Here is a 20678-nt window from a genome sequence, read left to right as displayed (position 1 = left end):
CCACTCCCCCGCCCGGCCGACCACCGCGACGTCGCCGTCTCGGTCGGTGCGGTACGTGCGCATGCCGTCAGCGGTCAGCAGGTCCAGCAGCCGGTCGGCGGGGTGGCCGTAGCTGTTGTCGGCACCGACCGAGACCAGCGCGACGACCGCCCCGCTGGCGGCGAGGAAACCGGGATCGGCGTCGGCGCTGCCGTGGTGCGGCACCTTGAGCACGTCGGCCGACAGGTCGGTGCCCTCGGCGACGAGGCGGGCCTCGGCCTCGGCCCCCAGGTCGCCGGTGAGCAGCACCCGGAGGCCCCGCACGGTCACTCGCGCCACCATGCTCAGGTCGTTCGGCTCGGCACCGGCGACCGCGCGGGCCGGGTCCGGTGCGAGCACCTCGACGTCGACGGCACCGACGGCCCGCCGCTCCCCGGGGGTGAGGACGACGTGCCGGGCACCGGCCGCGGCGACCAGCTGCTCGAAGTCCGGCACCCGGTCGTCGGTCGGCGCCAGCGCGCCGGTGGTCACCTCCCCCACCTGCCGCCCGGCCAGCGCGCCGGCCAGCCCCGCGACGTGGTCGGCGTCCAGGTGCGACAGCACCACCAGCGGCAGCCGGTGGACACCGAGCCGGTCGAGGCAGCCGGCCACCAGGGCGCCGTCGGGTCCGGCGTCGACCAGCACCGCCTCCCCCGGCCCGGTCGGCAGGACCAGCGCGTCCCCCTGCCCCACGTCGCAGGCGACGACCACGGTGTCCGCGAGCGGCCAGCCCCGGTTCACCTGGCGCAGCGGCCAGCCCAGCACCAGCACGCCGACCAGGGCGGCCAGCGCCAGCAGCCGCAGCCGTGGCCAGCGCAGCAGCGCCCACGCGGCGCCTCCGATCAGCGCCGCGAGCAGGACGGCGCCGCGGGCTCCGGCCGGCCAGCCGGTGGCACCGTCGGGCACCGCGGCGGCCCGCTCGGCGACGAGCACCAGCCAGCGCACCGGCCAGCCGGCGAGCCAGCTGAGCGCGTCCGCACCCGCCGGGACGACCGGCGACACCAGCGCCGCCAGCAGGCCGAGCACGGTCGCCGGTGCCACCGCCGGCGCGGCCAGCAGGTTGGCCGGCAGCGAGACGACGCTGACCACACCGGACAGCGCCGCCACCAGCGGCGCGGTGACGAGCCCGGCGGCGGCGCTGACCGCCAGGGCGTCGGCGACCGGCCGGGGGAACCGGCGCCCGCGCAGCGCCCGCGACCAGGACGGCGCCACCAGCACGATGCCGGCGGTGGCGGCCACGGACAGCGCGAAGCCGGCGTCGGCGGCCAGCTCCGGTGCTGCCAGGAGCAGCAGCACCACCGAGGCGGCCAGCGCGGGCACCGCCGCCCGGGAGCGTCCCGAGGCCAGTGCCAGGACCGCCACCCCGCCCATCACCGCCGCACGCAGCACGCTGGCACCGGGGCGGGCCAGCACGACGAACCCGACGATGGCGAGCACCGCGACCGCGGCCTGGACCCGCCGGTCCGCCCCGCGGGCCCGGAGCGGCCACAGCACCAGGGCGACGACGATCGCGACGTTGGCCCCGGACACCGCGGTGAGGTGGGACAACCCGGCCCGCCGGAACTCGACGGTCAACGCCGGGTCCATGGCGCTGGTGTCCCCGACCACCAGCCCGGGGAGCAGCCCGGCCGGTCGGTCGGGCAGCGTGCGGGCGGCCGACCGGGCCAGCCCGGTCCGCAGCGCACCAGCGGCCGTCTGCACCGGGCCGGGACCGGCGAGGCGGGTCGGTGCCGAGCGCGCCGACAGGACGGCCAGCACGTCGTCCCCCGGCTCGGCCGCGCGGACGGCGACCCGCAGCCGCACCGACTGGCCGGGCAGCAGCCCGGTCCACTGCTCCGCCGGCCCGAAGACGAGCACCGGGTCACCCCGGGTGCGGCGGCCGTCGACCTCGGTGGCGGTGGCCGGCACCAGCACCCTCGGCGCACCGGCGCCGGCCAGCGGCCGCGGGTCCTCGTCGAGTTCGACGACCACCGGCACGACCGCCTCCTGGGCCGCGAGCCCGGGCAGTGGTGAGGCGGTCCGCCCCTCCGCCCGGACGGCGGCCACCGCGCCGAGCACGGTGAGCGCCGCCAGGCAGCCGACGACGGCGGCAGCTCCCGACCGTTGCCGGGACGTCCGGAGCAGGAGGACGGCCGCTGCCGCGGCGCCACCGGCGACGGCGAGCAACGGCCCCACCGGCAGCCCGCGGGCGGCGAGCGTGCCGACCCACACCGTTCCCGCCGGGGGCACCAGCCGCAGGTCGACCCAGGACCACCGCTGCCGGGCCCGGACCCGCTGGACCGGCGTCCCGGCCCGGCGGTCGGGCACCTCAGACCTGCACCCGGTCGACGAGGTCGGCGAAGACCGCCGGCCCGATGCCGCTCACGTCGTCGAGCTGGTCGACGCTGGTGAACGGGCCGTTCGTGGTGCGGTGGTCGACGATCCGCTGGGCGAGGACGGGCCCGATGCCGGGGAGTGCGTCCAGGTCGGCGGCCGTCGCGGTGTTGAGGTCCACCGGCCCGGCGGCACCGGCCGCGCCCGGCACGCCGGCGCCCGGCGCCCCGACGGCCGGTGCCGCCGCCCCCGGGACCCCGACCGCGATCTGCTGACCGTCACCGAGCACGGCCGCCGCGTTGACCGCCGCCGGATCGGCCTCCGGCAGCAACCCGCCGGCCGCGGCCAGGGCGTCGGCCACCCGGGCACCGGCCGGCAGCGTCACCAGACCTGGCGCGCCGACCTGCCCGACCACGGACACGACGACGGTGCCGGCCGGCGTCCCCGGAGGACCCGACCCCGGCGCCGGCACGGGAGGCGGAGCCGTCGTCGTCGACTGCGCCGCCGTCGCGGAGGCGGCCGGGACCTGGTCCACCGCCGGCCGGTCCCACCACGTCCAGCCGACCACGGCGAGTGCGGCGAGGACCGCGACGGCCCACAGCGCCCACGCTCCCGGCCGGCCGGGGTCCAGCCGGGTGGTCCGTCCCGGAGCGCGGTGCCGGCCCAACGAGGCCGGCAGCGCGACGTCCGGCACCTCCGCCGGCTCCTCGGCACGGTCCAGGTCGTCGTCGGCCCACCCGGTGGCGGGCGACGGCTGGTCGCTCAGCTCGTCGTCGGGCACCCAGCCACGAGCCCGTTGGCCCTCGGCCAGCAGCGCCCGCAGCCGGGCGCGGATCACGTCACCGTCGTCACGACTGCGGACCGGCTTCAGCACCCGGCGGACGTTAGGAGCAGACCCGACCCGGCGGCCAGGCCCGCGGCGGGGTTGTGGACGACGGCGCCGGTTGTGGACGGGCGGCAGCCGAGGCGGCCGGTCCGGGCCAGGGTCAGGCCATGGCCGCCCGCAGCACGTCAGCCCTCGCCGCGCCCGCGTCCCCCGTCGTCGGGCGGCTGCGCGGCCGGCTGCGCCCGGGGCGTCGGGTCGATGACGACCCCGACCGCGCCCGGCCCCACGTGCGCGCCCACCGCGGCGCCCAGCTCGCTGACGTGGAGCTCCTGCAACCCGGGCAGCCGGGCGGTGAGCTGCTCGGCGAGCCGGTGCGCGCGCTCCGTGGCGGCGAGGTGGTGCACGGCCGCGGAGACCGGCCGGTCCCCGGCCACGTCGACGGCCCGCTGCACGAGCCGGTTCAGCGCCCGCCCGGACGTCCGCACCCGCTCCAGCGGCACGACCTGGCCCTCCGCGACGTGCAGCACGGGCTTCACGGCCAGCGCGCTGCCCAGGAGTGCCGCGGCCGCGCCGATCCGGCCGCCCCGGCGCAGGTGCTCGAGGGTGTCGACGACGAAGAAGGTGCGCGTCGCGGCCGCGGTGTCCCGGGCGGCGGCGGCCACCTCCACGGCTGTGCCCTCGGCGGCCGCTGCACGGGCGGCGGCCAGCACCGCGAAGCCGGTGCCCATCGCCGCCGAGCGGGAGTCCAACACGGTGACCAGGTGCTCCCCCACCTGGCCCGCCGCCACCCGCGCCGCGTCCCAGGTACCGGAGAGCTCCCGGGACAGGTGCACCGAGACGATGCGGGTGGCGCCGCGGTCGAGCAGGCGGCGGTAGACGGCGACGAAGTCACCCGGTGTCGGCCGGGAGGTCGAGACGTGCCCGCCCCGGACGCCCAGCGACCGCGCCACCTCCGCGGAGCTGACCTCGCTGCCCTCCCGACCGGACCGGCCGGCGAGGACGACGTACAGCGGCACGACCTCGATGCCGTACCGGTCGACCACGTCCTGCGGGAGGTAGGCGGTGGAGTCGGTGACCACCGCGACGGCCGGGCGCGCCGGCCCGCCGGTCCGGTCGGGCGGACCAGGGTCAGCCGGCGGCATCGGCGTCCTCGACCGGAGCCGGCGGCGCCTCCTCCGGGGTGGCCCCGGACCGGGGTGCGTCCGGCACGTCGGTGGCCGACGGCCCCGGGAACGACCCCCGGTCGCTGGCCGGACGGCGGGCACCCTCCAACTGCCCGGGCGCAGGCACGTACAGGTTGTGCCGCATCAGCCGCCAGCCGGAGGCCTGGAAGGCCAGCTCGCTCCAGTGGCAGTTCCCCAGCGGCCCGAAGATGCGCTTGTGCTCCAGCCCGAGTCCGAGCAGCGCCTCCACCAGCCGGCCGGCCGTGCCACCGTGGGTCACCAGCACCGCCGTGGCCGCCGGCGGCAGACCGGCGACGGCGGCCAGCGCCCGCGCCGCGACGTCGGCCTGCGCCTCGCCGCCGCGTCCGGGCACCGGGCGCCCGCCCAGCCAGTCCGCGTACTGCTCGGGATGGCGCTCGGCGACCTCGTCACGGGTCAGGCCCTCCCAGCTGCCGAGGCCGTGTTCCCGCAGCCGCTCGTCGACGCGCACCGGCACACCCAGCAGCGGTGCCAGGGCACCGGCGGTGTCGACCGCCCGCTGCAGGTCGCTGGAGACCAGGACGACGTCCTGGTCGTGCAGGACGGTGGCCAGGTGCGGGGCGGTCCGGGCCGCCTGCGCCCGGCCCTCGTCGTCCAGCGGCGGGTCGAGCTGTCCCTGGAAGCGCCCGTGGGCGTTCCACTCGGTGCGCCCGTGCCGCCAGACGAGGAGCCGGCGGACCGGCGGGGCCAGAGGGCCCGCGGTCACCGGTCGGTCTCGTCCGGCCCCGCGTCCACCACGGCGCCGGCCGCGGTGTCGTCTGCGGGATCGTCGGCCGGGTCGTCGGGCAGCGAGGGCCGGGTCGGGCCGGGCGCGGCCGCGGGGTCCTTCGCGCGAGAGGCGCCGAGGAGCCGGAGGCCGGTCCCCGGGAGCACCTCACCGGGACGGGAGGGCCCGCCGTGGTAGAGCCCGCGCTTCTCGATGTACTGCACCACGCCGTCGGGGACCAGGTACCAGACGGGCATCCCGCGACGGACCCGGTCCCGGCAGTCGGTGGAGCTGATCGCCAGCGCCGGCACCTCGACGAGGCTGACCGCGCCGGTTGGGAGGTCGGCGTCGGCCAGCTGGTAGCCGGGCCGGGTCACGCCCACGAAGTGGGCGAGCTGGAACAGCTTGTCGGTCTCCCGCCAGCTCACGATCTGGGCGAGTGCATCGGCCCCGGTGATGAAGAACAGCTCCGCGTCCGGGTGCTCGCGCTGCAGGTCGGTGAGCGTGTCGATGGTGTACGTCTGGCCACCCCGGTCGACGTCGACCCGGCTCACCGAGAACCGCGGGTTCGAGGCGGTGGCGATCACGGTCATCAGGTAGCGGTCCTCGGCCGGGCTCACCCCGCGGTCGGACTTCTGCCACGGGGCACCGGTCGGGACGAACACGACCTCGTCGAGCTCGAACAACCCGGCGACCTCGCTCGCGGCCACGAGGTGACCGTGGTGGACGGGGTCGAACGTGCCACCCATCACCCCGAGCCGACGTCCCGCCACCGGTCGAGCCTAGCCCGGATGCCGCTGGAGCCGGTCGGCGGACCGATCAGCTCCAGCGGCCTGACCCCTCGGGCCGGGCGTCGGGTGACCGCCGCGGCACCCACCCGGCGACCGGCCCCCCCGTGCGGCCGGTCGCTGGCAGCGCCCCGCGGGAGCGACCCGGGGGTCACCGCCGTGAGTCGGCGCGCTGCCGTCCCGCGCTGCACAACGGGACGATGCCGTCTCGGTTACGGGTCCCCGGGGAAGATCTTCGATGACATCGTTCCCATGGGCGTGTCGCCCCTGCTGCGCCGGGCCGTGCGGGGTCAGAGCGTGGTGACGAAGTCCGCGAGCTGGGCAGCGGTCCGCACCTCGACCATCGGGATGACCTCGCGGTAGCGGTCCGCGGCCGAGTCCCCGCTCCCCCACAGCCGTCGCGGCTCGGGGTTCAGCCAGTGCGCCGACCTCGACCGCCGGACCAGGTCGGCCAGGGTGGGCAGGCCGGGCTGGCGGTAGTTGGTCCGCCCGTCGCCGAGCACCAGCAGCGACGTCTTCGGCCCGACCGCACCCGGCCACTTCTCGGCGAAGACCTCCAGGGCGTTGCCGTAGTCGCTGTGCCCGTCGAAGCTCACGACGTCGGCCTCCCGGCCGATCCGGGCGATCGCGTCGACGACGTCGGCGCCCGGGGTGAAGAACCGGGTCACCTCGTCGGTCGAGTCGACGAAGGCGAAGGCCCGCACGCCGCTGAAGTGCTCCCGCAGCGCCTGGGTCAGCATCAGCGTGAAGTGGCTGAACCCTGCGACGGACCCGCTGACGTCGCAGAGCACGACCAGCTCCGGCTTGTGCACCGCCCGTGGTCGGTGGTGGGTGACCAGCGGCATGCCACCGGTGGCCAGCGAGGCCCGCACCGTCCGCCGGAAGTCCAGCCGGCCCTCCCGCCCGAGCCGGCGCCGGGCCGACAGCTTGGCGGCGAGCCGGCGGGCCAGCGGCGCGACGGTCCGGCGCAGCTCGGCGAGGTCGGACTGCTGCGCGCGGAGGAAGTCGACCTGGTCGGCCAGCGGCCGGACGGCGTTGCGGGCGACCTTGTCCCGTCCCTTCTCCGCGGCGGTGCGGCGGCGCACCTCGGCCTCCACCGCCGTCCGGAACGCCGCGATCCGCTCCTTGGCCGTCTGCCGTGCCACCTGCTCGGCCAGCCCGCCGCGGTCGCCGTCGCCGAGCAGCCCGGCCAGCAGCTGGGCGACCAGGGTGTCCGGCGACAGCGCCCGCAGCACCCGGTAGCTGAAGAACGACTGCCCCGACGGCGAGGGCGCCCCGGCGCCGAGCGTGTCCACGGCGAGCCGGGCGAACCGGCGCAGCGACTCCTCGTCCCCCTCGGTGAGCAGCCGGAGCAGCTCGGCGCGCATCGCCTCGGTCAGCGCGCCCGGGTCGCCGACCGGCAGCGGGCCGTCCGCGGCGTCCCCGTCCTCGGCCGGGTCGTCGGACGCGGCGTCGGCCACCGGCCGGTCGGTCAGCGGCCACCACAGGTCGAACAGCACGTCGAAGGCCGGCCGCTGCGCGGCCCGCCGGAGCAGCACCGCGGCCAGGCCGTGCCGCAGCTGCTCGCGGTCGAGCAGGTCGACGACGGTGAGCACCTCGGCGGCGTCCACCGCCTGGCTGATCCCCACCGGGACCCCGGCCTCGCGGACCGCGCGGACGAAGCCGTCCAGGTGCCCGGCGAGCCCCCCGGGCTCGACCGCGGCGGACGGGACCGGCGCGGACATCAGTTCAGCCGGAGCTCGGCGGCGGCGCGCACCTGGTCGCTGGCGTGCTTGAGCACCACGCCGAGCGTCGAGCGCATCGCCGACTCGTCCAGGGTGTCCAGCCCGAGCGCCAGCAGGGTCTGGGCCCAGTCCAGCGTCTCGGAGATCGACGGCGCTTTCTTCAGCTCCAGCGCCCGCAGCGCCCGCACGGTGCGCACCAGCTGGTCGGCCAGCGCCGGCGCCAGCTCCGGCACCCGGGACAGCACGATCTCCCGCTCTCGCTCGGCGCTCGGGTAGTCCAGCGCCAGGTACAGGCAGCGCCGCTTGAGCGCCTCGGACAGCTCCCGGGTGGCGTTGGAGGTCAGCACCACCATCGGCCGCCGGACGGCGGTGATCGTCCCCAGCTCCGGGATGGTGACCTGGAAGTCGCTGAGCACCTCCAGCAGCAGTCCCTCGACCTCGACGTCGGCCTTGTCGGTCTCGTCGATGAGCAGCACGGTCGGCTCGGTGCGCCGGATCGCGGTCAGCAGCGGCCGGGCGAGCAGGAACTCCTCACCGAAGACGTCGTCGTGGACGGTGTCCCAGTCCGCACCGCCGGAGCCGGCCGCGGAGATCCGCAGCAGCTGCTTCTTGTAGTTCCACTCGTACAGCGCACGGGCCTCGTCCAGCCCCTCGTAGCACTGCAGCCGGATCAGCTCCGCCCCGGTGGCCGTGGCCATCGCCTTGGCCAGCTCGGTCTTGCCGACCCCGGCCGGGCCCTCGACCAGCAGCGGCTTGCCCAGCCGGTCAGCGAGGAAGACCGTCGTCGCGATCTGGTGGTCCGGGAGGTAGCCGGCGGCCGACAGCCGGGTCGTCACGTCCGCGACGTCGGCGAACTGGGCGGCGTGCGTGGGCGTGCGGGACATGCGGCTCCTTGCTGGGGCGGCGGGGCGTGTGCGGCTCAGCGGGTGTGGCCGCTGCCGGTGACGACGTAGGTGGTGGAGGTGAGCTCCGGCAGGCCCAGCGGCCCCCGGGCGTGCAGCTTCTGGGTGGAGATGCCGATCTCGGCACCGAAGCCGAACTCGCCGCCGTCGGTGAACCGGGTCGAGGCGTTGACCAGGACGGCGGCGGCGTCGACCCCGGCGGTGAAGTCGGCGATCGCGCGTGCGGAGTCGGCGACGATCGCCTCGGAGTGCCCGCTCCCCCACCGGCTGATGTGGTCCAGCGCCTGCGGCAGGTCGTCGACCACGCGCACCGCCATGTCCAGCGACAGGTACTCGGTCGCCCAGTCCTCGTCGGTGGCCGGGAGCACGCCGTCGTGGGCGGCCCGGGCGGCGTCGTCGCCGTGCAGCGTCACGCCGGCGTCGGCCAGCGCGGTGAGCAACCGCGGGAGGAACGCGACGTCCCGGTGCACCAGCAGCGACTCGGCGGAGTTGCAGACGCTCACCCGGTGGGTCTTGGAGTTCAGGACGATCGCCTCGGCCACGCCTGCGTCGGCGGAGGCGTCGACGTAGACGTGGCAGTTGCCGACACCGGTCTCGATCACCGGAACCCGGGACTCGGTGACCACCCGCTGGATCAGCGAGGCGCCGCCGCGCGGGATGACCACGTCGACCAGGCCGCGGGCGTTCAGCAGCTCCCCCACCGACGCGCGGTCGGCCGGCAGCAGCGCCACCGACCCGGCCGGCAGCCCGGCCTTCTCCGCGGCCTCGGTCAGGACGGCGACGAGGGCGGTGTTCGTGCGGTGCGCGGAGGCCGACCCGCGCAGCAGCGCCGCGTTGCCGCTCTTGAGGCACAGCCCCGCGGCGTCGACGGTCACGTTGGGCCGGGCCTCGTAGACGATGCCGACGACGCCCAGCGGCACCCGGACCTGGCGCAGCTGCAGGCCGTTGGCGAGCGTCGACCCGCGGACGACGTCGCCCACCGGGTCCGGCAGGGCGACCAGCTGGCGCAGTGCGTCGACGACCCCGGACACCCGGGCCGGGGTCAGCCGCAGCCGGTCGAGCACCGACTCCGGCGTCCCGCCGGCCGCGGCGGCCTCGACGTCGGCGGCGTTGGCGGCCAGCACCTCGTCGGCCCGCTCGAGCAGCGCCTCCGCCATCGCCACGAGCGCGGCGTCCTTGGTCTCGGTGGGCAGCGTGCGCAGCACGCGGGCGGCCTCACGGGCGCGCGCGGCAGCGGCTCCGATCAGCGGGAAGTCGTCGGCGGACACGCATCGAGATTACGCGTGGCCCCGCGGAGGCACAGGGGCCTCCGCACCCCGTCTCGGGCTCGGGACCGGGGTGCAGCGGCTGCTATGCCGGGTGACGGGCGAGCCGGTGCCGCAGCCGGTTGCGGACCGCCGGCCACTCGGCGTCGGTGATGGAGAAGACCACGGTGTCCCGCAGCGAGCCGTCGGCCTGGCGCCGGTGGTTGCGCAGCACGCCGTCCTGCTTGGCGCCGAGCCCGGCGATCGCCGTCCGCGACTGGGTGTTGTGCCAGTGGGTGCGGAACTCGACGGCCAGGCACCCGAGCACCTCGAACGCGTGCCCGAGCAGCAGCAGCTTGCTCTCGGTGTTCACCCCGGACCGCTGGGCGGACGCCGCCGTCCAGGTGTACCCGATCTCCACCCGTGGCGTCTCGGCGTCGATGTTGCAGAACGTGGTCATCCCGACCACGGCGCCGGTGTCGATGCGGCGCACGGTGAAGGGCAGCATGGCGCCGGCGTCCCGCAGGGCCAGCTTGGCCTCGACGTCGGCGGCCATCCCCTCACGGGTGGGCACCGAGGTGTACCAGAGCTCCCAGAGCCGGCCGTCGGAGGCGGCGGTGGCCAGGGCGCTGGCGTGCTCCCGGCGCAGCGGCTCGAGGGTGACGACGTCGCCGGCCAGCGTCACCGGCTCGAGGAACGCCATCAGCTGCGCAGCGCGCGGAGCACCCGCTTGCGGGTCTCGCCGGTCAGCCGGTCGACGAAGAGCCTGCCGTCGAGGTGGTCGACCTCGTGCTGCAGGCAGCGCGCCAGCAGCCCGCTGCCCTCGATCCGCAGCGGCTCGCCGTGGACGTCGAAGCCCTCGGCGGTGCAGTGCATCGCCCGCACGGTCGGCGCATAGAGCCCCGGGATGGACAGGCAGCCCTCGTCGTCGTCCTGGGTCTCCTCGGAGCGCGCGGCGATCACCGGGTTCACCAGGTGCCCGATCACGCCGTCGACGTTGTAGGAGAAGACCCGCAGGCTCACCCCGATCTGGGTCGCGGCGAGACCGGCCCGGCCGGGGTGGTCGACGGTCTCCTCGAGGTCGCGCACGAGCGCGGCCAGGTCCTTGTCGAACGCCCGGACCGGGTCGGCCGGGGTGCGCAGGACGGGATCACCGAGTTCGCGGATGGGACGGACGGTCACGCGTCCTCCTCGCTGGCGCTCGTCAGCCGCGTGCCCCCGGGTGCCCTGCCCTCTTGTTCGCTCGCAAGCTCGCTCACCCCGCCAGTCTCTCAGCTCCCGACTCGGCGGCTGACCAGCACCATCTCGTCCCGGTGCACCACCTCGCGCCGGTGCTCCGGGTCCAGGTCCACGGTCTTGCGCCCCAGCAGGGCCGGCAGCTCCCGGGCGTCGTACGCGACCAGGCCGCGGGCGACGACGACGCCGTCCGGGCCGACCAACTCCACCGGGTCGTCGGCGAGGAAGTCACCGGCCGAGCCGGTGACGCCGGCGGCCAGCAGCGAGGCGTGCCGCTCCCGCACCGCGCGGACCGCCCCCTCGTCGAGCAGCACCCGGCCCCGCGGGCGGCTGGCGTAGCGCAGCCAGAACTGCCGGGCCGAGGGCCGCCGCCCCCGGGACGCGAACAGCGTGCCCACCCGCTCCCCGGCCAGCGCTGCCGCCGCCTGCGGCGTGGAGGTGACGACCACGGGCACCCCGGCCCCGGACGCGATCAGCGCCGCCTCGACCTTGGTGGCCATGCCGCCGGTGCCCACGCCGTTGCGGCTGGCCGACCCGAGCGCGACCGCGGCGAGGTCCTCCAGGCCGCTGACGGTGTCGATCAGCTGCGCCGGGCCGCTGCGCGGGTCACCGTCGTAGACGCCGTCGACGTCGGACAGCAGCACCAGGGCGTCGGCCACCGCCACGTGGGCCACCAGCGCGGCGAGCCGGTCGTTGTCGCCGAACCGGATCTCCTCGGTGGCGACGGTGTCGTTCTCGTTGACGATCGGCAGCACGCCCAGCGCCAGCAGCCGCTCGATGGTTCGCGAGGCGTTGCGGTAGTGGCTGCGCCGGGTCAGGTCGTCGGCGGTCAGCAGCACCTGGCCGACGGTGACCCCGTGCGCGGCGAAGGCGTCGGCGTAGGTCTGCACCAGCCGCAGCTGGCCGACGCTGGCCGCCGCCTGGGCGGTGGCCAGGTCCCGGGGACGACCGGTCAGCGACAGCGGCGCCAGGCCCGCGGCGATCGCGCCGGAGGAGACCAGCACGACCTGCCGGCCGGCGGCCCGCAGCGCCCCGAGGACGTCGACCAGCGCGGTCAGCCGGTCGACGTCCAGACCGCCGGGCAGCGTCGTCAACGACGAGGACCCCACCTTGACCACCACCCGGGAGGCGGCGGCGACGTCTGCCCGCGTGCTCACCGGTCGGCGTCGTCCTCGAGCAGCCGGGTGTCGATCCAGCCGTCGTCGTCGGCCAGCTCGTGGGGCAGCCGGCGGGCCTTCTTGGCCGCCAGCCGGTCCTCGGCGCGGGGCCGGGTGTTGTTCTCCAGCCGCACGTCGGTGCCACGGCCACCCAGGCCCGCGGTCTCCTCGACGGTGAGCGTGCCGGCCGGCAGCGTCGGCTCCCAGTCGAAGGTGACGTCGCCGACGGTGATCGCGTCGCCGGGGACGGCGCCGGCCTTGGCCAGCCCCTCCTCCACGCCCAACCGGTTGAGCCGGTCGGCGAGGTAGCCGACGGCCTCGTCGTTGTTGAAGTCGGTCTGCCGGATCCAGCGCTCCGGCCGCTTGCCGCGGACCAGCCAGCCGTCGGTGCGCGGGTCGGGCTCGACGGTGAAGCCGCCGTCGTCGACGGCGCGCGGCGTCAGGGTGATCCGCACCGGCTCGACCTCGGGCAGCGAGGCCCGGTACTCCTCGACCGCCCGGGCCAGCGCGAAGCCGAGGGAGTCCAGGCCCTCGTGGGTGGCGACGCTGATCGGGAACACCTGCAGGCCGCGCTCCTCCAGCGAGGTGCGCACCAGGTCGACGAGCTCGCGGGCGTCGGGGACGTCGATCTTGTTCAGCACAGCGATCCGCAGCCGGCCGACCAGGTCGAGCTCGTCGCCGCCGTACTCGCGCAGCTCGTGCTCCAGGGCCTCGATGTCGCTCTCCGGGTCGCGCCCGGGCTCCATGGTGGCCATGTCGACCACGTGCACCAGGACGGCGCAGCGCTCGACGTGGCGGAGGAACTGCAACCCCAGGCCCTTGCCGGTGGACGCTCCCGGGATCAGCCCGGGGACGTCGGCCATCGTGTAGGTGACGTCGCCGGCGCGGACCACGCCCAGCTGCGGCACCAGGGTGGTGAACGGGTAGTCGGCGATCTTCGGCCGGGCCGCGGACATCGCCGCGACCAGCGAGGACTTGCCGGCCGACGGGTAGCCGACCAGGCCGACGTCGGCGATGCTCTTGAGCTCCAGGACGGCGTCGACCGTCTCGCCGGGCTCGCCGAGCAGGGCGAAGCCGGGGGCCTTGCGCCGGGCGTTGGCCAGCGCGGCGTTGCCGAGCCCGCCCTTGCCGCCGTGCGCGATGACGACGCGGGTGCCGGCGCCCATCAAGTCGGCGACCTGCTCGCCGTCGATCGTGACGACGGTGCCCGGCGGGACGCGCAGCACGCGGTCCTCACCACGTCCGCCGTTCTTGTAGTCACCGGCGGCTTGCTTGCCGTTGGCGGCCTTCTGGTGCGGCGCGTGGTGGAAGTCCAGCAGCGTGTGCACGTTCGGGTCGACCTCGAGGACGACGTCGCCGCCGTCACCACCGTTGCCCCCGTCGGGGCCGCCGAGCGGCTTGAACTTCTCGCGGTGGACCGAACTGACCCCGTGGGCCCCGTTGCCTGCGGCCACGTGGACCGTCACACGGTCGACGAAAGCGGCCATGATCGCCGCCTCTCTGCACTACGGCCGGACTATGTGAATGGGAACGGGGTGGCGGCGCCAGATAGGCGCCACCACCCCGCGGAAGAGCTGTGGGACTAGACCGAGACGGTCTCGCGGGCCGGGACGGCGGTGATCGTGACCTCGCGACGCCCGCGACGGAACCCGAAGGTCACCGCACCCGGGACGAGGGCGAACAGCGTGTCGTCGTTGCCGCGGCCGACGCCCAGGCCGGGGTGGAAGTGGGTGCCACGCTGGCGGACGATGATCTCGCCGGCCTTGACGACCTGGCCACCGAAACGCTTCACGCCGAGGCGCTGGGCGTTGGAGTCGCGGCCGTTGCGGGACGACGAAGCGCCCTTCTTGTGTGCCATGTCGTCGTCAGCCCTTCGTGATGTCGCGGACCACGACGCTGGTCAGGGGCTGACGGTGCCCCTGCCGCTTGTGGTAGCCCGTCTTGTTCTTGAACTTGTGGATGTGGATCTTCGGGCCCTTGCCGTGCTCGACGATCTCGCCGGTCACGGTCACGCCCGCGAGCGCCTGCACATCGGTGGTGACGGTGTCGCCGTCGACCAGCAGGATGGCAGGGAGGGTGACGGTGTCACCGGCCACCCCGCTCAGACGGTTGACGGTGAACGTGTCACCGACACCCACCTTGTGCTGCGTTCCACCGGCCTTGACGACTGCGTACACCACTGACTCCTCGATCGGTCTCTGTTTGTCCAGCACTGTGTCCTGCGCACACCCCGGCGCGCGGCCGAGTGCTGGACGAGTTGCCTGCCGACGGGCGCACCACGAGGTGGCCTGTCGTTGCGGAGCAACCCGGCCAGCGTACCCGAGCCGGAGAGCTCAGGTCGAACCGCACCGGGCCTGCGGCTACGCGGGCGGTCCTGCGGGGCGTGACGCCGCCCGACGACGCCGCGGGCGGGCCACCGGGGGCGCGTCCTCGGCGACCGGCTCGGCGACCGACTGGGGCGCGACCACGACGGCCGGCTCCAGCTGGACCTCGGCCACGGGCGGCTCCTCGGCCACGGGCAGCTGTTCAGCGACGGGGAGCTCCGCGGTGGGGTCGCCCGGCGTGCCGGCGATCTCGGCCGCGAGCACCGTGTCCGGCGTGGGCTCCTCGACCGGGGCCTCGACGGCCACGAGCTCGGCGACGGCGGGCTCGTCCGGAGCCGCGGCCGGCTCCTCGGCGGACCCGGCCACCTCGGCGACGGTCTCCCCGGCGAGCAGCACGTCGCCCACCACGTCGGGCTCCGTGTCTGGCTCCATGTCGGGCTCGGTGTCGGGCTCGTCGTCCTGGGCGCCGGCCAGCACGGCGGCGTCCTCGGCCGCCCGGGCCTCGCCGGACTGACCGCGGCCGCGGCGTCCCCGGCTGCGTCGCCCGCTGCGGCCCTCGCCGGTGGGCTGCTCCGCGACCTCGACGGTCCCGGCGCCGGAGTCGGCCCCGGACTCGTCGCTCACCGGCGCCTCGGCCGTGTCGGCAGCAGCGGGCTCGGCGGCGTCCCTGCGGGGCTGGTCGCCCCGGCCGTTGCCACCGGAGTCGCCGCGGTCGCGGTTGCGCCCGCCGCCGTTGCTCCCGGAGCTGCTGCCACCGGAGCTGCTGCCACCGGCGCTGCCCCCGCCGTTCCCGCCGGACCGCTTCTTGTCCTCCACCGGGTCCAGGTGCACCAGCACCCCACGACCGCGGCAGTGCTCGCACGGCTCGGAGAAGACCTCGAGCAGGCCCTGACCGACCCGCTTGCGGGTCATCTGCACCAGACCCAGCGAGGTGACCTCGGCGACCTGGTGCTTGGTCCGGTCCCGGCCCAGGCACTCGGTGAGCCGCCGCAGCACGAGGTCGCGGTTGCTCTCCAGGACCATGTCGATGAAGTCGATCACGATGATCCCGCCGATGTCGCGCAGCCGGAGCTGGCGGACGATCTCCTCGGCGGCCTCGATGTTGTTGCGGGTGACCGTCTGCTCGAGGTTGCCCCCGGAGCCGACGAACTTGCCGGTGTTGACGTCGACGACGGTCATCGCCTCGGTGCGGTCGATGACCAGCGAGCCGCCGGAGGGCAGCCAGACCTTGCGGTCCAGGGCCTTCATCAGCTGCTCGTCGATCCGCAGGTCGCGGAAGACGTCGCCGGTGCCGGCGTAGCGCTGCAGCCGCTGCGACAGCTCCGGGGAGACGTGCGCGACGTAGGCCTCGACGGTGTCCCAGGCGTCGTCGCCGGAGACGACCAGCCGCTTGAAGTCCTCGTTGAAGACGTCGCGGATCACCCGGATGGCCAGGTCGGGCTCGCCGTAGAGCAGCGTCGGGGCGTTGCTGGTGGAGGCGGCCTTGGTCTGGATGACCTCCCACTGCGCCTGCAGCCGGGCCACGTCGCGGGTGAGCTCCTCCTCCGAGGCCCCCTCCGCGGCGGTCCGGATGATCACGCCGGCGTCGTCGGGGACGATCTTCTTGAGGATGTCCTTGAGCCGGGTGCGCTCCTTGTCCGGGAGCTTGCGGCTGATGCCGGTCATCGAGCCGCCGGGCACGTAGACCAGGAAGCGACCGGGCAGGTTGATCTGCTGGGTGAGCCGGGCGCCCTTGTGCCCGATCGGGTCCTTGGTCACCTGGACCAGGACCTTGTCCCCGGACTTCAGCGCGGTCTCGATCGACCGCGACTTGCCGGACAGGCCGGCAGCGTCCCAGTTGACCTCACCGGCGTACAGGACGGCGTTGCGGCCCTTGCCGATGTCGACGAAGGCGGCCTCCATGCTGGGCAGCACGTTCTGCACGCGGCCGAGGTAGACGTTCCCGGCGAACGAGGTCGCCTGCGTCTGGGTCACGTAGTGCTCGACCAGCACGTCGTCCTCGAGGACGGCGATCTGGGTGCGCTCGCCCTGCTGGCGGATCACCATGGCCCGGTCGACGGCCTCGCGGCGGGCCAGGAACTCCGACTCGGACAGGATCGGCGCGCGCTTGCGGCCACCGTCGCGGCCCTCGCGGCGCCGCTGGCGCTTGGCCTCCAGCCGGGTGGACCCGGCCACGCCGCGGACGTCGTCGTCGCTGGAGGTGCGGCCGTTGCGGCCGGCGCGCTCCGGGCGGTCGTCGTCGTCGCTGGTGTCCTCGACGGTGCCCTCGCCGCTGCTCCCCCGCCGACGCCGACGCCGGCGACGCCGCGTGCTGGAGCCCTGACCGGCCTCCGCGCTGTCGTCGTCGGTCTCGTCGTCGCTGTCGTCGCCCTCGGCGTCGGAGGGGTCGTCGGACTCCTCGTCGGGATCCGCGGTGTCGACGACCGGCGCCTCGGTGTCCTCGTCGGCGTCGTTCTCGGCGTCACCGGAGTCCTCGGTGCGGCCACGGCCGCGTCCCCGGCGTCCCCGACGGCGACGGCGGCTGCCCGAGCCGCCGCCGTCCTCCTCGTCACGGTCGTCGGCGTCGTCGAGGTCGCGGTCCTCGACCTCCGCGTCGGCCTCGACCTCGACGTCGGGGACGTCGTCGGTGTCCTCGACCTCGACCGGCTCGGCCACGGCCTCCTCGGCGGCACGGCGCCGGTTGCGGCCTCGGCCGCGCGGCCGGGCGGGCTCCGCCTCCCGGTCGTCGACCTCGGCGGCGGGCTGGGCGGACTCCTCCGGCTCGGCCGGGGACTCCGCGGGCCGCCGGCTGCGGCGGCGCGTCGGGGCGGCGTCGGGCTCGGGCGCCACGAAGGTGACGAAGGCGGGGACGGGCGGAGCCGCCGGCGGCGGGGGCACCGAGTCCGGGTCGGCCGACAGGGCCGGACGGGTGGCGCGGCGGCGCGGCCGGGCGGTGACGGTGGTGGGCTCCGGGGAGCTGAACTGGGCACCGAAGCGGGGCAGGTCGGGCTCGGACTCCGGCTCGAGGGCCGGCTCGGGCTCCGGCGCTGACACCGGGAGGAGTGCGGCCGCGGCGGAGGCCTCGGCCTCGCTGTCGGCCTCCTCGTCCTCGTCCGCGGCGTCGGTCAGCGGCTCGGCAGCGGGGTCACCCGCGGCGGGCTCGACGGCCGGCGACCCGTCGGGGCGGTCGGCCGGAGCCGGGGCCTCGTCGGGGGAACCGGCGGTCGCAGTGGTGTCTGCGGTGGTGTCTGGGTCGATGCGGTCGGCCACTGAGGGCTCGCCTCCTGTGCGTCCCCGGGCGCCGGTCGTCTCCGACAGGCGGCCGCGCAGGGACGCGGGTTGGGCGGGTCGGGCGGACCGCGAGGTGCGGCGGCGCCCTTCTCGCGAAGTCTGGGTCCGCGCCCCGGCCGGTGCGGCCGGGGCCCGGTGGTGCAGCGTGCGAACGCGGGTGGTGCTGGCCGAGCAAGATCAGGGTGGTGCGGGCGCGTCACGGCTGGCAGACGTGTCGCGGACGACGCACGGCGTCCGGCTCCGCCGGTTCAGACCGGCGCGCGCTCCTCCTGGCAGCAGGAGCGCACCGCACGGTCGGGCCCTAGCGGATCGGCGACCTCACCGCTGTCGTCGAGCCGGCCCTGCGCCTCACGCACGGCCCGGATGGGCAACGGCGGGCGCAGGTCGGCGACGGCAGCCAGAGCGGCCATCACGTCATCCGGTCGAACGGTCGGCGTGAGCTGCCGTACGACCACGTGCAGTATGGCACAACCTGCCTCCACGGCCACCGCTGCACGGACGACGGCGGCACGCGCATCGACGTCCCGGGTGCCGTTCTTCGTGCGCTTGGCGACCATCACCACCTCCCGTGCCAGCAGCTCCTGGACGGCCGCGGCGAGCTCGTCGGCGTCCACCCCGGGCAGGTCGATCCGCCAGCGGGTGGCGTCCAGCCGGTCGGCCAGCGACCCGCTGCCCTCGAGCGCCTCCACGCACTCGAGGACGTCGATCCCCGGCGGCAGCGAGGCGTCCAGCGCGGCGCGCACCTGCTCGGGGTCCCGGCGCGCGGACAGCCCGATCTCGAAGTACTCCGCCTCCGAGGCCGCACCGGTCGGCGCCGCCCCCATGTAGGAGATCTTCGGGTGCGGGCTGAAGCCGGCGGAGAACGCCATCGGCACCTGGGCACGGCGCAGCGCGCGCTCCAGCGCCCGGGCCAGGTCGCGGTGCGAGGCGAACCGGAGCGGGCCGCGCTTGGTGTAGCGCAGCCGCAGCTTCTGGACGGTGGGCGGCGGCGGCGGGCCGTCGGGCTGGCGGGCCACTCAGCGCACCACGGACAACGGCAGCAGGCTGCGCCCGGTGGGGCCGATCTGGATCTCGGTGCCCATGGTCGGGCAGACACCGCAGTCGTAGCAGCCGGTCCACCGGCAGTCGCCGACCTCGTCCTCGGAGACCGCGTCCTGCCAGTCCTCCCAGAGCCACTCCTTGTCCAGCCCGGAGTCCAGGTGGTCCCAGGGCAGCACCTCGTGCTCGGTGCGCTCCCGGGTCGTGTACCAGTCCAGGTCCAGCCCCAGGGGGGCGAGCTCCTCCGCGGCGGCCGTCGTCCACCTGTCGAAGGAGAAGTGCTCGCTCCAGCCGTCGAAGTGCCCGCCGTCGCGCCACACCCGCTCGATGACCCGACCGACCCGCCGGTCGCCGCGGGACAGCAGCCCCTCGATGACCCCGGGCTTGCCGTCGTGGTAGCGCAGGCCGATGGAGCGCCCGATCCGCCGGTCGGCGTTGATCGCCTCGCGCAGGATCCGCAGCCGGTGGTCGATGGTCTCCGCACTCGCCTGCCCGGCCCACTGGAACGGGGTGTGCGGCTTGGGGACGAACCCACCGATGGAGACGGTGCAGCGGATGTCCTTGGAGCCGCTGGCCTCTCGGCCGGCGCGGATGACCTCGACCGCCAGCTCGGCGATCTCCAGCACGTCGGCATCGGTCTCGGTCGGCAGACCGCACATGAAGTACAGCTTCACCTGCCGCCAGCCGTTGGCGTAGGCCGTGGTGACCGTGCGGACCAGGTCCTCCTTGGACACGGTCTTGTTGATCACCCGCCGGATGCGCTCGCTGCCGCCCTCGGGGGCGAAGGTCAGGCCCGAGCGCCGGCCGTTGCGGGACAGCTCGTTGGCCAGCGTGACGTTGAACGCGTCGACCCGGGTGCTGGGCAGGCTCAGGCCGGTGTTGGTGCCCTCGTACCGGTCGGCGAGCTCGGTGGCCAGCTGGCCGATCTCGGAGTGGTCGGCGCTGGACAGCGACAGCAGCCCGACCTCCTCGTAGCCGGTGGCCTTCAGGCCGGCGTCGACCATCGAGCCGATCCCGGTGATGGTCCGCTCGCGCACCGGCCGGGTGATCATCCCGGCCTGGCAGAACCGGCAGCCCCGGGTGCAGCCGCGGAAGATCTCCACGCTCATCCGCTCGTGCACGCTCTCCGCGAGCGGGACCAGCGGCTGCTTCGGGTAGGGCCACTCGTCCAGGTCCATCACCGTGCGCTTGCCGACCCGCGCCGGGACGTCGTCCCGGGTGCGCAGCACCTCGGCGATGGTCCCGTCGGCGGCGTAGCTGACGGCGTAGAAGCGCGGGACGTAGACGCCGTCGACCCGGGCCAGCCGCGCGAGCAGCTCGACCCGCCCGCCGGGGCGGCCCTCGGCCTTCCACGCGGCGACGACGTCGGTGATGTCGCCGACGACCTGCTCACCGTCGCCGAGGACGGCGCAGTCGACGAAGTCGGCGACCGGCTCGGGGTTGAAGGCGGCGTGCCCACCGGCCACGACGACCGGGTGGGTCTCGTCGCGGTCGACCGCGTGCAGCGGGACGCCGGCGAGGTCGAGCGCCTCGAGCAGATTGGTGTAGCCGAGCTCGGTGGCGAAGCTGACGCCCAGCAGGTCGAAGTCGCGCACCGGGCGGTGCGCGTCGACGGTGAACTGGCCGACACCGTGCTCGCGCATCAGCCCGGCGAGGTCCGGCCAGACGGCGTAGGTGCGCTCGGCCAGGGCGTCCAGGCGCTCGTTGAGCACCTCGTACAGGATCATGAGGCCCTGGTTGGGCAGGCCGACCTCGTAGGCGTCGGGGTACATCAGCGCCCAGTGGACGGCGACCTCGTCCCACGGCTTGACCTGGGCGTTGAGCTCACCGCCCACGTACTGGATGGGCTTCTGCACCTGGGCGAGCAACGGCTCGAGCTGGGGGTAGAGCGAGTCCACAGTCATGACCCGTCCAGGGTAGCCGCCCCCTC

At 75.3% G+C, this 20678-nt stretch carries 17 protein-coding genes; all 17 read right to left on the bottom strand.

The features are described from left to right. The coding region (locus tag FHL79_RS14925) for a ComEC/Rec2 family competence protein (protein ID WP_138759373.1) at positions 1–2325 on the bottom strand (2325 nt) is incomplete at its 3' end. Position 2326: 1 nt separating this feature from the next. After that, positions 2327–3205, bottom strand: a complete 879-nt coding sequence (locus FHL79_RS14920; RefSeq protein ID WP_138759372.1) for a ComEA family DNA-binding protein — start codon at positions 3203–3205, stop codon at positions 2327–2329. Between the two features lie 137 nt (positions 3206–3342). Then, entirely contained in the window at positions 3343–4299 is a 957-nt protein-coding gene (locus FHL79_RS14915; RefSeq protein ID WP_138759371.1) for a DegV family protein, read from the bottom strand. Beyond that, positions 4286–5065 (bottom strand): histidine phosphatase family protein, encoded by a 780-nt coding sequence (locus FHL79_RS14910; protein WP_138759370.1) that lies wholly within the window; start codon positions 5063–5065, stop codon positions 4286–4288. The genes FHL79_RS14915 and FHL79_RS14910 overlap by 14 nt, the downstream gene beginning before the upstream one ends. Next, positions 5062–5838 carry a nicotinate-nucleotide adenylyltransferase gene (gene nadD, locus FHL79_RS14905; protein ID WP_246080813.1) on the bottom strand — a complete coding sequence of 259 codons (777 nt, stop codon included), beginning with the start codon at positions 5836–5838 and terminating at the stop codon, positions 5062–5064. Before nadD ends, FHL79_RS14910 begins: the two co-directional genes overlap by 4 nt. A 305-nt stretch (positions 5839–6143) precedes the next feature. Further along, the gene (locus FHL79_RS14900; protein ID WP_138759369.1) at positions 6144–7577 is read right to left on the bottom strand and encodes a vWA domain-containing protein; all 1434 of its coding nucleotides are present in this window, start codon (positions 7575–7577) and stop codon (positions 6144–6146) included. Beyond that, positions 7577–8461: an AAA family ATPase gene (locus tag FHL79_RS14895; RefSeq protein ID WP_014739768.1), complete on the bottom strand. Its 885-nt coding sequence runs from the start codon at positions 8459–8461 to the stop codon at positions 7577–7579. The genes FHL79_RS14900 and FHL79_RS14895 overlap by 1 nt, the downstream gene beginning before the upstream one ends. A gap of 35 nt (positions 8462–8496) precedes the next feature. Continuing rightward, the gene (locus FHL79_RS14890; RefSeq protein ID WP_138759368.1) at positions 8497–9747 is read right to left on the bottom strand and encodes a glutamate-5-semialdehyde dehydrogenase; all 1251 of its coding nucleotides are present in this window, start codon (positions 9745–9747) and stop codon (positions 8497–8499) included. Positions 9748–9829: 82 nt separating this feature from the next. Next, positions 9830–10426, bottom strand: a complete 597-nt coding sequence (locus FHL79_RS14885) for a GNAT family N-acetyltransferase (RefSeq protein WP_138759367.1) — start codon at positions 10424–10426, stop codon at positions 9830–9832. Next, entirely contained in the window at positions 10426–10905 is a 480-nt protein-coding gene (gene def, locus FHL79_RS14880) for a peptide deformylase (protein WP_138759366.1), read from the bottom strand. The genes FHL79_RS14885 and def overlap by 1 nt, the downstream gene beginning before the upstream one ends. A gap of 89 nt (positions 10906–10994) precedes the next feature. Then, entirely contained in the window at positions 10995–12116 is a 1122-nt protein-coding gene (proB, locus tag FHL79_RS14875; RefSeq protein ID WP_138759365.1) for a glutamate 5-kinase, read from the bottom strand. Further along, positions 12113–13603, bottom strand: coding sequence for a GTPase ObgE (obgE, locus tag FHL79_RS14870; RefSeq protein ID WP_138759364.1), 1491 nt, complete (start codon positions 13601–13603; stop codon positions 12113–12115). The genes proB and obgE overlap by 4 nt, the downstream gene beginning before the upstream one ends. A 95-nt stretch (positions 13604–13698) precedes the next feature. Continuing rightward, on the bottom strand, positions 13699–13974 hold the full coding sequence (gene rpmA, locus FHL79_RS14865) for a 50S ribosomal protein L27 (RefSeq protein ID WP_138759363.1): 276 nt from the start codon (positions 13972–13974) through the stop codon (positions 13699–13701). Positions 13975–13981: 7 nt separating this feature from the next. Next, on the bottom strand, positions 13982–14293 hold the full coding sequence (gene rplU / locus FHL79_RS14860; protein WP_026846190.1) for a 50S ribosomal protein L21: 312 nt from the start codon (positions 14291–14293) through the stop codon (positions 13982–13984). 183 nt (positions 14294–14476) lie between these two features. Next, positions 14477–17689 (bottom strand): Rne/Rng family ribonuclease, encoded by a 3213-nt coding sequence (locus FHL79_RS14855; protein ID WP_246080811.1) that lies wholly within the window; start codon positions 17687–17689, stop codon positions 14477–14479. Positions 17690–17958: 269 nt separating this feature from the next. Next, positions 17959–18726, bottom strand: coding sequence for a TIGR03936 family radical SAM-associated protein (locus tag FHL79_RS14850; RefSeq protein ID WP_138759362.1), 768 nt, complete (start codon positions 18724–18726; stop codon positions 17959–17961). Further along, positions 18727–20652: a TIGR03960 family B12-binding radical SAM protein gene (locus tag FHL79_RS14845; RefSeq protein WP_138759361.1), complete on the bottom strand. Its 1926-nt coding sequence runs from the start codon at positions 20650–20652 to the stop codon at positions 18727–18729. It abuts the gene before it with no gap. Positions 20653–20678 lie beyond the last annotated feature (26 nt).

Source organism: Modestobacter altitudinis, assembly GCF_005930475.1.
GTDB classification, from domain to species: domain Bacteria; phylum Actinomycetota; class Actinomycetes; order Mycobacteriales; family Geodermatophilaceae; genus Modestobacter; species Modestobacter altitudinis.
Note: the sequence above shows the minus strand (reverse complement) of the source record. Positions and strands in the feature narration are given on the sequence as shown.